Annotated in this window: 12 protein-coding genes; 9 read left to right on the top strand and 3 right to left on the bottom strand. The window is 46.6% G+C overall.

From position 1 onward, the window contains the following. The 8 genes from BUB66_RS11540 to BUB66_RS11575 all read left to right on the top strand — a co-directional run. On the top strand, nucleotides 1-543 hold a 543-nt coding region (locus BUB66_RS11540), incomplete at its 5' end, for a PD-(D/E)XK nuclease domain-containing protein (protein WP_188092903.1). 260 nt (nucleotides 544-803) lie between these two features. Beyond that, the gene (locus BUB66_RS11545; RefSeq protein ID WP_073258658.1) at nucleotides 804-2,024 is read left to right on the top strand and encodes a Card1-like endonuclease domain-containing protein; all 1,221 of its coding nucleotides are present in this window, start codon (nucleotides 804-806) and stop codon (nucleotides 2,022-2,024) included. A 7-nt stretch (nucleotides 2,025-2,031) separates the two neighbouring features. Beyond that, the gene (locus BUB66_RS11550) at nucleotides 2,032-3,687 is read left to right on the top strand and encodes a Cas10/Cmr2 second palm domain-containing protein (protein ID WP_073258660.1); all 1,656 of its coding nucleotides are present in this window, start codon (nucleotides 2,032-2,034) and stop codon (nucleotides 3,685-3,687) included. Continuing rightward, entirely contained in the window at nucleotides 3,687-4,364 is a 678-nt protein-coding gene (locus BUB66_RS11555; RefSeq protein WP_073258662.1) for an RAMP superfamily CRISPR-associated protein, read from the top strand. Before BUB66_RS11550 ends, BUB66_RS11555 begins: the two co-directional genes overlap by 1 nt. Next, entirely contained in the window at nucleotides 4,361-6,004 is a 1,644-nt protein-coding gene (csx10, locus tag BUB66_RS11560; RefSeq protein WP_073258664.1) for a type III-D CRISPR-associated RAMP protein Csx10, read from the top strand. The genes BUB66_RS11555 and csx10 overlap by 4 nt, the downstream gene beginning before the upstream one ends. Before the next feature lie 2 nt (nucleotides 6,005-6,006). Continuing rightward, the gene (locus BUB66_RS11565) at nucleotides 6,007-7,446 is read left to right on the top strand and encodes an RAMP superfamily CRISPR-associated protein (RefSeq protein ID WP_198409460.1); all 1,440 of its coding nucleotides are present in this window, start codon (nucleotides 6,007-6,009) and stop codon (nucleotides 7,444-7,446) included. A gap of 13 nt (nucleotides 7,447-7,459) precedes the next feature. Beyond that, the gene (gene csx19, locus BUB66_RS11570) at nucleotides 7,460-8,047 is read left to right on the top strand and encodes a type III-D CRISPR-associated protein Csx19 (protein ID WP_084099043.1); all 588 of its coding nucleotides are present in this window, start codon (nucleotides 7,460-7,462) and stop codon (nucleotides 8,045-8,047) included. A gap of 5 nt (nucleotides 8,048-8,052) precedes the next feature. After that, nucleotides 8,053-10,236, top strand: coding sequence for a TIGR03986 family type III CRISPR-associated RAMP protein (locus BUB66_RS11575; RefSeq protein ID WP_073258666.1), 2,184 nt, complete (start codon nucleotides 8,053-8,055; stop codon nucleotides 10,234-10,236). A 308-nt stretch (nucleotides 10,237-10,544) separates the two neighbouring features. Here the strand turns inward: BUB66_RS11575 and BUB66_RS11580 are convergent, their stop codons facing one another. From BUB66_RS11580 to vapB, 3 genes are all read right to left on the bottom strand, one after another. Further along, on the bottom strand, nucleotides 10,545-11,198 hold the full coding sequence (locus BUB66_RS11580; RefSeq protein ID WP_159431537.1) for a PD-(D/E)XK nuclease domain-containing protein: 654 nt from the start codon (nucleotides 11,196-11,198) through the stop codon (nucleotides 10,545-10,547). Nucleotides 11,199-11,272: 74 nt separating this feature from the next. Then, on the bottom strand, nucleotides 11,273-11,674 hold the full coding sequence (gene vapC / locus BUB66_RS11585; RefSeq protein ID WP_073258670.1) for a type II toxin-antitoxin system tRNA(fMet)-specific endonuclease VapC: 402 nt from the start codon (nucleotides 11,672-11,674) through the stop codon (nucleotides 11,273-11,275). Further along, nucleotides 11,674-11,901, bottom strand: a complete 228-nt coding sequence (vapB, locus tag BUB66_RS11590; RefSeq protein WP_073258672.1) for a type II toxin-antitoxin system antitoxin VapB — start codon at nucleotides 11,899-11,901, stop codon at nucleotides 11,674-11,676. The genes vapC and vapB overlap by 1 nt, the downstream gene beginning before the upstream one ends. Before the next feature lie 191 nt (nucleotides 11,902-12,092). Here vapB and BUB66_RS11595 point away from each other — a divergent pair. After that, on the top strand, nucleotides 12,093-12,664 hold a 572-nt coding region (locus BUB66_RS11595; RefSeq protein WP_425291888.1), incomplete at its 3' end, for an AAA family ATPase.

The following is a 12,664-nucleotide window of genomic DNA, read 5'->3' on the forward strand; positions in this document are numbered from 1 at the left end:
GAAGGCAGGGAAGGCCTGATAAGGTACAAATTGGGCTTCCCTAATTTAGAAGTGAAGTACAGTTTGTCCAACTATTTGCTGAATTACCTTGTGGAAGACTACAGGAAGAAAGAAATAAACAGGACTTTGATTTATAAGGCGGTTTTGGAAAACGACTTTGAAAAGATGAAAGAGGTATTTCATTCCTTTTTTGCCTCAATACCCGCAGAGTGGTATAGAAAGAACGACCTGGCCGGATATGAAGGTTATTATGCGAGTATATTCTACTGTTACTTTTCATCCTTAGGCTTTAAGGTAATAGCGGAAGATGCCACAAACTATGGAAAGATTGATATGAGTGTATTTTTAGACGGCAGAGTGTATATATTCGAATTCAAAGTGGTGGAATATGTTCCCGAAGGCAGGGCTATTGAGCAGCTTAAGAACAAAAGATATTATGAGAAATATGCCGGAAATTTTAACGAAGTTTACCTTATAGGGGTGGAATTCAGCAAGGAAAAGAGAAATATTGTTGGGTTTGATGTGGAGAAGATTAAAATATGAAATTAAATACCCGCCTTAAAAGCGGGCTTAGCCTTTTTGTAAAATTTGTTCTACTTAAACTAAAAATTCCCTGGGATACCCGCGGTTTCCGCGGGTTCATATTTTGACGGAAAATGCAGGAAAACAACAAAAAGTGTTGAAATATAATTATTGTGAATTTTCGAAGCTCTGGGTAAATATAGGGATAGCAGTACTTGTGTGAGAATTGGGATAGGACGAGCTCCTGTATACAAAGGAAAATTTGGGAGGGTGATTGTTTTATGGAGATCCCGAGGGTACGGCACTTAATCCTCTTAGTCGGCAGCAATCCGCTTCCCAATGCCGTTGCCGGAAAGCTCCTAGTCGAGGCTGAGGGGATAATTACTTTAGTTCATTCAAGTGATTCTTTTTCTGTTGCGCAGCGATTGAAAGAATGGCTGGAAAGGGAGCACCAAAAGAAGGATATAGTAAAGCTAAAAGAGGTAAAAGAGTCTGAACCATCATCAATTTGCCAGGGTGTGCGAAAGTGCCTTGAAGAGGTCCAAGGCAGAAGCATTGGGCTCAACTATACCGGCGGCACTAAGATGATGTCTGTTCAAGCTTACCGCGCTGTGGAACAGTGGGCTAAAGACAAAGGCATTACACCTGTATTCAGCTATCTTGATGCTCGTGCCTTACAGATGGTTTTTGAACCAACTGACGGCTATTTGAGCGAGAGGAGAATATACGTTGGGCGGGAAGTTATGTTGAGTCTTGAGGATTTTCTGGCTTTGCACGGCTGGCGTCTCAGAAGTGAGCCGAACAACAAACCGGTGCTTTACGATACTGCTCAAGCCCTGGCGATATTTTGTTCGCGTGATGCCGACTCTTACGAGAAGTGGAACAGCTGGATTAAAGAAGAATTGCTCAGTAAATGCAAGCGTCCTACCAACCTCAATAAATGGAAAAGTAAAACTGAACTTATGCAAATAACTCTAAGTTGCAAAGAAGAAATGAAGGGAATTTTTAAATCTCTCCTTGACGATCAAGGAAAAGACTTGCCCTTAACTCATTCTGCCTTTAAAGACGATCCTATAAGGTTTTGCAGTTGGCTACATGGCATATGGCTTGAGCACTACGTCCTTGGCATCCTCAATAAATTGAAAGAAGACCTCCAATTGGGTGAGGTAGCGCAAAACGTTGAGACAGAAGACGTTAAATTTGAAGTAGATGTGGTTGCCATCTGTGGTTATCAGTTATTTGCTTTTTCTTGCTCAACATCCAATGATAGAAAGATTCTCAAGCAGAAGCTTTTTGAAGCCTATGTCCGCGCACAGCAGCTGGGAGGTGACGAGGCGCGGGTAGCACTGATTTGCTGCGCTGAAGATCCTGCCGGTTTAGAACAGGAAATTCGACGTGACTTTGATTGCGAGGGACGCGTTCGGGTATTTGGACGTAAGCAACTTGCGGATCTAGCCTTTCATATTGAAGATTGGATTAAGTCTCAGAGCGGAGGGGAGTGATAAGACCGTGCAGCTAGTAATTACAGAAGTCTCCCAGATTCAGCCGTATATTTTTGGGAGCAACAGAATGCGAGAAAATGTTGGAGCTTCGTACCTGGTCGTACAGGCCACAGAAGACTGGGCGCTAAGCATCGTTAATGAAGTTGCTCCTTGTAATAACATCAATCCAGAGAACAAAAAGGAGCTGGAAGTCGATAAGCGTATCGAGGATCTGGAGGCCGGGCTTGATGCTGAAGTTCTTTATGCAGGAGGAGGAAATTTCGTAGTACTTTTTCGTAGTGAGAATTGTGCCAGGGATTTTGTCCGGAAATTGTCGCGCAAAATACTGACCGATGCTCCGGGGCTCCAACTGGTTGCAACCAGTGAGCCTTTCGAGTGGACGGAATCACTTTCCCAAAAGGTCAAGACTGCACTAGAAGCTTTGGAAAGAAAAAAACGCGGGTGGATTCCTTCTGCTCCTTTATTGGGATTAGGCGTGACCGCTATGTGCAGCTCGACGGGGTTACCGGCTGTCGGAGTTACAACGCCAATTGGTAATGATCAAGGCTATCCTGCTTCGGCAGAAGTTTTTGCCAAAATCAATAATATTAAAATGGCACGTGAAAGATTAAAAAAGTTAATCCCTCCTCCTGAGGGCTATGAATATCCGGAAGATCTAGACTATTTAGGCCGCTCTACTGGGGAATATAGCTATATCGCCGTCGTTCATATAGACGGCAACGATATAGGACAGCGCAAAAATAAAATTGGTGAGCTATATAAAGATCCCCGGCAGAACCGCGAGTACATCAGAGCCATGCGCGCCTTTTCTGATGGTATTAAAGAAGCTGCCCAGAATGCGCTAAGGAATTCAATAAATAAGTTAGCAAAGCGGATAAAAACGTACGATGATAAACGATGTATTGTACTTCATGGAACCGACAACAACGAAAGGAAGGTCGAAATAACGAAAATCGAGCTGTCAAAGTCTTTGGACGGCAAAACTTACTACCTTCCTATCCTGCCAATTGTATACGGAGGTGATGATATTACGTTTGTCTGCGATGGGCGACTTGGGATTTCGCTGGCTATTGAATATATCCGAACCTTTGAAAAGGAAACTGCTGAGCGGCCTGATTGCCAGGATAAAGTTACGTCCTGTGCAGGTATCGCTATCGTGAAATCTCACTATCCTTTTGCTCAAGCATATAAACTTGCGGAAGACTTATGTAACTCAGCTAAAAATTATCGACGAAAAATTGAGATCGAAGGTTCATATTTGGACTGGCATTTTGCCTTAAGCGGCTTCTCAGGGGGTATTAAGGAAATTCGCGAACGAGAATACAAAGTTAAAAAAGGTTGGCTCACATTGCGGCCAGTTACATTGGATGAAAATCCCAAAGAATCACTTCGCGCCTGGCCGGTTGTAAGAAAAGGTATTGAAGAATTTCGAAAACCGGAGTGGGTGGGACGCCGCAACAAATTAAAAGCATTACGTGAGGTATTGCGCCTCGGCCCTGACTCTGTTAAGCAATTCGTACGTAGGTATAAAATAGAAAGACTTCCCGAGATTGTAGCATCAATGATCGACTTGTCTGAAAAAGGCTGGCATGGCGACTATTGCGGCTATTTTGATGCCATCGAACTTTGCGATTGGTTTATTCCGCTGGAGGAGGAAGATTAATGAAAATGTACATTCACATCACCCTTAAAAGCGATGCAACTTTCGGGCGCGGCGAGGGAGTAGCCGGGCTTGTAGACGAAGAAGTAGAGCATGATCCGAAGACTGGCCTCCCTTATTTGCGGGGCCGCACACTTAAGGGATTGCTGGTAGAACAGTGCGCGAATATCTTGTATGCTCTAGAAAAGCAAAATTCGAAGGCCCTGGCTAGGTTGCAGCAAGCTGCCAGCTTTCTCTTCGGTCGACCGGGCAGCACCCTAGACGACGCCCGTATGCATGTGGGTCCGGCCCTTTTGCCGGAAGAGCTGTGCCAGGCGGTAGAAGCTCACATCAAGCGTGGAGAGCTGACGCCGGCTGAAGTTTTGGAATCACTTACTGCTATTCGACGCCAAACGGCGGTTGCTGAAGAAACGGGTGCGCCAGAAGAAGGGAGCCTTCGCTCGATACGTGTTGTTTTGCGGGAGACTACTTTTATTGCCTCGCTGGATTTTGACAAAGAGCCGGATGAAGATGCAAAAGCGTTACTTGCATCTTGCGTGCTTTGTCTGCGCCGAGCGGGTAACGGGCGCAATCGCGGCCGCGGCCGCTTGAAGGCGCGGTTGTTGGATGAAAATAAAAATGACATTACAGAGGCTTGTTTGCAGCATTTTCGCCAGTTGGTGAGAGGTGAGGGGTTATGAAAGTCATCTCTTATCGCATTACCCTGCTCGAACCGGCCCTTTTGACAGCTCTGGAAGGCGACCCGAACGAAAGCGTTTCCTTTAATTATATTCCGGGTAGTGTGTTGAGAGGTGCAGTGATTGGGAAATATATGCGCTCAAGAAAGCTGAAAACTCTGGATGCCGGGGAGGAAACGGTAAGGAGGCTCTTCTTTGACGGCACCACTCGCTTCCTAAATGGTTATCCCCTTGACCGCTTGGAAAATCGGACATTGCCCGTACCGCTGTCCTGGCAGCAGGACAAGAAAGCTGCATCTATCCAGACAGATGGTGATCCGGCTCCTATTTACGATTTCGCCATTGATGAACACCCTAAGGACATAGACCAACCACAAGGCCTAAGGGCGCCGTTTTGCACGTTGTATGAAGACATGGTTCGCCTTGTAAGCCCCGAACGCCAGCTATCCATTCATACTGCCAGGAATCGCCGTTACGGTCGGGCAATACCGCAGTCTTCTAATGTGGCAGAAGAACCTTCTGGAGCGGTATATCGTTATGAGGCTCTGGCTGGCGGGCAGAGCTTTGAGGCTTTGATACTCTGTGACTGCGATGAAGATGCTGAGCTTCTCAGGCTGCTGCTTGCTGGAGAAGTCTTCCTCGGTGGTTCGAGGAGCGCTGGCTACGGGAGAGCGAAGATCCACAATGTCGATATAAAAACGGCAGCTGAAGACTGGCGCGAAGTGGACAGAGAGCTGGTAGCCCAGGTAGATGGCAAACTCATCGTCACGTTTTTGAGCGATGTTTTACTAAGAGACGAAAACGGTCAGTTTACGGCAGACCCCGGCGCGGTGACTGCTACTTTGGAAAAGAAATTGGGAATGAAGCTTAAGTTTAAAAGAGCTTTTATTCGCTCAGAACTGATAGGTGGTTTTAACAGGAAGTGGGGGCTTCCCTTGCCACAAGTGCTGGCAATTAAAATGGGGAGTGTTTTTGTTTACGAGTTGAGTGATGATTCTTCATACGATATGGCAAAGCTTTTAGATCTGGAGGCTAAAGGGATAGGCGAACGCCGGGCCGAGGGTTTCGGGCGCCTGGCCTTTAACTGGCTTACAGAAGAAATGTTAGAGGTAGAGCCTAAGGTTTCTCCCAAAGCTGTGTTGCAAACCATTAGCGAGGAGGAGAGCAAAACCATAGCGGAGCGCATGGTAGCGCGGATGCTTGAACGGCGACTAGAAGGTAAGCTGGTTGCCAGAGCTGTTGAAGTTGCCGATTTCCTGGTTGGTAATAGGGAGCTACCGAGCAATGCCCAAGTATCTAGATTGCGTGGCATAATACGTTACGAGCTTATGAAAGAAAATCCGGACCCGCAGCGCGTGAAGGATTTTCTGAAAGACATTGAAACCCGTAAGCCGGCGCGGAAGCAGTTTGAGAAAGTAAGAGTAGGGGAGCGGTCTCTACTCGAGTGGATGAGGGATACCTTAAATGAAGTCAACCCGGATAACTGGAAGCAGTTATTCGGTATAAGCAGACATGACATTCCTAAGCTAGGTGGGGTCGAACCGAAGATTAACGAGTCTTTCCGTATCAGATACATACTACGTTACATAGACGCTGTTCTGGCATGTGCGCTTGAGAAAAAAAGAGGAAAGGAGGGAAATTAGCGGTGTCTGATGCACTGTGGGCGGGTAAACAATCGCGCAAGATAATTTCCCGCATAGTCGTCGAAGGTGATCTGGTGCTGCAAACACCTGCGCACTTTGGCAACGGTGACACCGATGAGCTGGTGGACATGCCGCTTCTGGTGGACCCGCTGGATGGCCGGACGCCACTTTTGACTGGTACCTCAATAGCGGGTGCTTTGCGGAGTTACTTGCGCGAGCGGGAACGGGGTTACGGTCAAAGTGCTGATGGTAAATCAGCTAGCGTCCTTTTATTCGGGGCGCTGAAATATAATAAAAATGAAGAAGAAGGCGAACAAAGCCCGTTGATCGTTGAGGATGCATTGGGTAAAAACTTTGGAATCGAAATCCGCAACAGCGTGGTCATTGATCCAAAAAGCCGCACCACCTGGGAAAACCGGCTTTTTGACCTTGAGCTTTGGCAGGCCGGAACTACCTTCCCTTTGCGTTTTGAGTTAGTAATCCGGGAGGGAGATGACGAAGTAAGACTCAAGCAGGCCCTGGCAACGGCACTGAAAGGTTTTAATGACGGAAGCATCACGCTGGGTGCTCGCAAACGGCGCGGTTACGGGCGAGTCCGTGTGCCTGAGTGGCGAGTTAAAAGATATGATTTGACTACTCCCGAGGGCCTTCTCGACTGGATTGAGAACGGGGATAAACCTCTCGAATACGTCAAACCGGTCTCTGACATTAAAACGGCGCTCGGGATTAACGAGCTACTTCCAGACAGACGGCAGTTCTTCCATCTCGAAGCGACTTTTTCCCTTGATGGTTCGCTTCTCATTCGCTCTGGCAGTGGGCAGGATGATCGAGGCCCCGATATAGTACATTTACATGCAAGACAAGCCGATGGCAGTATTAAGCCTGTCTTACCCGGTACAAGCTTAGCCGGTGCGTTACGAGCCCGAGCTTTGAGAATAGTCAATACAATAGCCAACGAGGATGAAGCTCAAAAATTGGTGGGGGAGATGTTTGGACCTGAGGTAAACAATGGGGGTGATCCTAAGTCCAGTCGAGTCATCGTCAGCGAAGCGGTCATAAATAATGCAAGGACGGACCTTGTGCAAAACCGAGTCAGTATCGACCGCTTCACGGGTGGCGCGCGGGAGACCGCACTCTTTAATGAGCAGCCGGCTTTCGGCGGCGATGACACCGTGCTTACGCTTGAGTTGCGCCTGATGAACCCGCAAGACAAAGAAATTGGCCTCCTTTTACTTTTGCTAAAAGACCTTTGGACAGGAGATTTGCCACTGGGCGGTGAGGTCGGCGTTGGGCGAGGACGATTGAAAGGCAAGAGGGCGGTATTGACCTTGCAACGAGATGGCGGGACTCAGGAATGGAAAATTGTAGCCAATGGAAGAGGTTTGACAATAGACGGAGATCGAAATGAGTTAGAACAATTCGTCAGAGCATTGAGCAATTGAAAGGAGGGGCATCATGAAGCGCGAAATCAACAAAACATCTCCTGCAGTGGTGGAATTTATAGATACTAGCGAGATTAGTGATGTGAAGAAATGGCTGCAGAAGCAAGCCGGCATATATGGCTTAAAGTGGCTGTTGGTCCATGCCGATGACGGTGTGATCTGGGGTCGAATAGACAATGGAGAATTGATTACATCGGACACCGTTGCCAGGGAGGTTTCACCACCCCTGCGGATCGAGACACTGCTGCAAGCCCGGCTTTTTGCCCCACACGGCGAATTGCTCCTCTGGCGTGATGGAGAAAATCACTGGCACGCCCGGTTAATACGCGATACAGACAAGGACGAAACTCCAAAATGGCACGAGGCTATAGATGAACTCCAAATCCTCTGGGGAACTCACGCACAACCCCTTTGTCATGGATTTACCTTGATGATAGATGGTATCCAAGGTCTTTTCCATGCCGTGCCTTTTGAACTAACAGGGGAATATAGTAGAGAAAACAGGCCTTTACGCCTGTGGGTAAGGCATTACATCGAGGAAGATGAGGACGGCTTTGCGCGCATCGCAGCCAGTCGATTGGTAGACCTAAAAAAGGAGTGAGCGAAATGAGCAAGAGGGTTATTTTAAATCTGCCCAAACACCGCAATCCCGAACCTAACCGCACTGCCAGCGCTCCCTATAACTTCGTACCGCTACCAGAAATTGTCGTGACGGCGGTCAACAGTGCGGATGAACTTCCGGATCACGACCGGTACCACCATAATAAATATACAGGGTATTTTGACGTGACGCTTACAACCAGGTCACCGCTTTACATCCGTTGCCCTTTTACCCTGGAAGAATTTTTGCGGCAGGAGCAAGGTGAGGATGAGAGAAGGTACACCTCATTTCGCCAACAGGCAAAAAACACCCCGCACTTCTTCTACACGCGGGATCCGGGCCAACCGGTCATTCCGGGAAGCAGCCTTCGCGGCATGCTCCGCAGTCTGCTGGAGATTGTAAGTTACGGCAAGGTGCAGTGGGTGACGGAGAAACAATTGTTCTTTCGAACGGTAGATAACACGGCAGTTGGGCAATACTATAGAAGTCGCATGACCGGTAAGATCGAGGCGGGATTCCTCAGACGGACGGCTCGGGGTTACGTTATCAAGGTTTGTCAGATTGCAAGAGTACATCGTGACAGACTTAATGGTCGCCTTTACATTGGGCAAGGACCGAATCAGACACCACGTTGGAATGGTGAGCCACCACATCAATGGGCACGAGTTTGGGTCACGCTTTCGAATAATGGTAAATTCGTAAAAGAGTTAAGTTATACTGAGCGGTCGGGCTGGCAGGAAGGAGTCTTGGTCATCACGGGAGATGTCCCGCGTAAGAAAAAGGAATTTGTTTTTCTCTGGCCTGATGTCAATTCCGAAGAGATTCATGTTCCTGAAAAGCTACTTGAACGCTTTCATGACGATGACCAGATAACCCAATGGCAGGAGAGGGCCTTCCCAAAGGATGAGCCTGACAAGAACTGTAGGGAGCGCAACGGGATGCTCCGCAAAAATCCTCCTGATCCAGGGGATCCTGTGTTCTTTTTACGTGAAGACGGGAAACTTACCTTTTTGGGGCGCGCCCAAATGTTCCGGCTTCCATATGTAAATAGTCCTCTTATGCTTGTTCCCGAAGAGCTGCGTCGGCCGGAGGACATTGACTACGCTGAGGCGCTTTTTGGCTTTGCCCGCACGCGTGAAGAACTGGAAGACATGAAGCGACGCCGCGTTATTCAGAAAATACCCAAACAGGGCGATAAAAAGCGCGCCTATGCCAGCCGCGTATTTGTGACGGATGCCGTACTCGTGGAAGACCAAACCGACATATGGCTGTCGGACAGGCCCGTTGTACCCAAGATTCTCGCCTCGCCTAAACCGACAGCTTTTCAACATTATCTCGTTCAACCAAGTAGTGAAAAGAGTGAGCTTAAACATTATGACAGCAAGACACCCGAAGAAACGGTTATTCGCGGGCACAAACGCTACTGGCTACAAGGGGAGCGGACCGTAGAGGATATCATAGAAACCAACGAGGTATCAAACAACAGCACACAACATACCCAGTTTAAGCTTATTAAGCCTGGCGTAAGGTTCAAGTTCCGCATTTATTTTGAAAACCTCTCAAAGCGAGAGCTGGGTGCCATTTGCTGGGTACTGCACCCGCTGGGCGACCCGGTCAAGGAATACTGCCATCAACTCGGCATGGGCAAACACTTGGGCATGGGCGCGGTAAAGTTGGAAGCGACTCTCTATCTGACCGACCGTAATATGCGCTATAGTTCGCTCTTTGACGGAGATAATTGGCAGACGGGAATATCCGGGTCAGGGCAGGCACTGTCCGATCGTGCTACGTTGGAGCAGCTCACTAGAGATTTTGAAAAACATGTGTTGGATGTGCTCAATCCGAATAAGCCATGCACCCATTTATACGAACTAAAGCGTATCGCTATGTTGCTAAAGATGATGGAGTGGCCAGGCTATCCACCTGTACCCGATGGTCCGAGGTTTTTAGTGCATGAGAACCGCCCCAATACCCGTTATATGAGAATTCAACGTGAAAACGAGTACCGGCACCGTCCCGTGCTACCAGACCCGTCTGCTTTTGGCTGTTTAACCGGAGATGCAGAACCAACGCCATCAGTAACCTCTAGCGAGTCCTCTCTTAACCTTGAGGAAGGAAAAGAAGTGATTTTGGAACCCCATGCGAGCGCTGAATGGCGCAAGCAGATCGAAAAATGGCTTCAAAACTGAAAGATGTTTCGCTTTCAAGTCGATTGATTTTGTCGGCTCAGGGAAGAGGTAGTCGTGCCTAGAAAAGGGATGATTATCACTGGGTGCATTGATTGCGGTAAGAAGTTTTGCTGACCTGCTATTCATCCTCGAGACGATGGCCTGCCTCGGGGCCTGCGGCTAGGCTCCGGTTATGGTGATAAATTGAAAAAAGTACGCTCCGCCGGTGTCATTTAGGAGAGGTGAAAAAGTCCTTCAAAATAAATGCAGATAAATGCATCTTTAAAAAGCATAAATATAAAATAGCTCGCCTTAAAAGCGGGCTTTTTTCATGCCACCCTGCAGGAGCAGCTTTTTCCTTTCAGTGCTATGCCTGCTTTCGCGATATCCATAATCCCCCTGTCCCTCAAATCCGCCTCGTATTTTTTATTTTCAATCTGTTCCAGCGCTTTTAGGGCGTCCTTTGCAAGGTCATCTTCAGATACCTTAAACTCCATTATGATGGCCCTCGGAACTTTTCTATCGATTATTACCACATCATACCTGCCAAAACCGCTTTCCCTCTCGGATTTTATTTCGTAGCGCTCGCCTAGCACACTGAGCATCCCAAGGACAAAGGCTTGATACACTTTTTCAGCTTCATCTGCGAAAGTGTGATAGCTCGAAACCTTGAGGAGAATTTCGTTGAAATCCCTTTCGAAGGCTTCACCTTTTTTTTCAAAAAGATACTCTAACATTTGCTCTATCTTTCCATATTCAAAGCCGAGGCCTTTGAGCCAGTTTATTATTGTCGTCCTGTAAAAGGCTAGCACTTCTTTATTGGGCGGGTAAAGCTCGCACACCCACTGCCCGAAGGTGCTGTCTATTTTCTTGCTTTTCGGGGTTAGATACCCGCCGAACAGGAATAAACCCCACATGGCGCTCTCGTTTATCGAGCCGTTTTCGTATTTCAAATCCCTCAATGCAGAGGTTGATTCTATCATCTCCGTTAAGCCTTCGCCCGATAGTAGTTTTTCTATCTTTTGCTTTACGCGGGGAGGGCTATTTAGGTATTGATTCATTCAATCCAGTTTTCAATAGATAGGTCAGGAATTCTGCCGAATTCGCTTACATTGTTTGTCACCAGGGTAAGGTTTTCAGAAAGGGCATGGGCAGCAATTAATAAATCATACGCTCCGATAGTCTGCCCCGTTTTTTCAAGGAATGCGCGGATTTCTCCATACTTAACCGCTGCTCTATCGGAAAAAGGCAGTATTTCGATTGGGGCCAGAAAAGCAGCTAGAGCAGTTTGGTTCTTTTCTCTATTTTGACTTTTTTCAACGCCGTATACAAGTTCAGCCAATGTTATTACAGATATGCAAATATCGCCTATATCTAATCTCTTTAATCTGTCAAGGACATTGACGGGCTTCTTTTTGATGATATAGATGCAGATATTGGTATCAAGCATGTACCTCATTAAAATTCATCCCTTTTTTGTAATTCTGGCTGATTCCTGGTGTTTAGAAAATCTTCAGAAAAGTATTTCAGGCCTAATTCGAGACTTTTCCATGTGCTTTCTTTAGGGATTAAAATAACGATGTCGCCAATTTTTTTTATAAACACTTCAGAATCTTTGAAGCGATACTGTTTTGGTAAGCGGACAGCCTGACTTCTTCCATTTTCAAAGATTTTAGCCACATCCACTTATATCATCTCCTCAAACATGGTATATATCGTAGTATATATCAAAATTAATAGTTTGTCAATTTGCCTTTTATAGGTTTATGCGATTAGGATACGCAATGTGATATAATAAAAAAGGATTTTGGAGTATTGAAGCGAAGGTGAAAAGAGTGTATAGAAAACTGCCGATAGGTATCCAGAGTTTTAAAGTGATGAGGGAAGAACCCTATTATTATGTGGATAAAACCTATTTTGTCAAAAAGCTACTCGACAACGGCAAGTATTATTTTTTATCCCGGCCGAGAAGATTTGGCAAGAGTTTATTTGTCGATACTTTAAAGTGGGCATTTTTGGGCAAAAAGGAATATTTCAAAGGACTGTATTTGGAGAATAACTGGGACTGGGATAAAAAATATCCTGTGATCAGTATTAGCTTCGGCAGTGGAGCTGTTAGAAACCTTGATGAGTTAAAGGCTATTGAAAAAGAGTTACTGGAAAGAAATAGCAGAGAATACGGCGTTCAGTTAGAATTTGAGACGATTACGGGAAGATTCTTTGAGCTGATACAAAAGATATACGAAAAGTATAATGCCCCGGTGGTTGTCCTTGTTGACGAGTACGACAAGCCCCTTTTGGATCGGATAATTGAAAAAGACCTAGCGATGGAGATAAGAGAGGAACTTAAAAATTTTTATTCAGTCATAAAAGAAGCGGACCAGTACTTAAAATTTGTGTTTATCACGGGTGTCAGCAAGTTTTCAAAGGTCTCTCTTTTCAGCGGTTT

It is taken from the genome of Caldanaerovirga acetigignens (genome assembly GCF_900142995.1).
In the GTDB taxonomy this organism is placed as follows: domain Bacteria; phylum Bacillota; class Thermosediminibacteria; order Thermosediminibacterales; family Thermosediminibacteraceae; genus Fervidicola; species Fervidicola acetigignens.

What these genes read in the sequence shown, in the direction of transcription:
- csx19 (WP_084099043.1), top strand. Translation starts at nt 7,460, where the DNA reads ATGAAGCGCGAAATCAACAAAACATCTCCTGCAGTGGTGGAATTTATA.
- csx10 (WP_073258664.1), top strand. Translation starts at nt 4,361, where the DNA reads ATGAAAGTCATCTCTTATCGCATTACCCTGCTCGAACCGGCCCTTTTG.
- vapC (WP_073258670.1), bottom strand. Translation starts at nt 11,674, where the DNA reads ATGAGGTACATGCTTGATACCAATATCTGCATCTATATCATCAAAAAG.
- BUB66_RS11575 (WP_073258666.1), top strand. Translation starts at nt 8,053, where the DNA reads ATGAGCAAGAGGGTTATTTTAAATCTGCCCAAACACCGCAATCCCGAA.
- BUB66_RS11555 (WP_073258662.1), top strand. Translation starts at nt 3,687, where the DNA reads ATGAAAATGTACATTCACATCACCCTTAAAAGCGATGCAACTTTCGGG.
- BUB66_RS11545 (WP_073258658.1), top strand. Translation starts at nt 804, where the DNA reads ATGGAGATCCCGAGGGTACGGCACTTAATCCTCTTAGTCGGCAGCAAT.
- BUB66_RS11580 (WP_159431537.1), bottom strand. Translation starts at nt 11,198, where the DNA reads ATGATAGAATCAACCTCTGCATTGAGGGATTTGAAATACGAAAACGGC.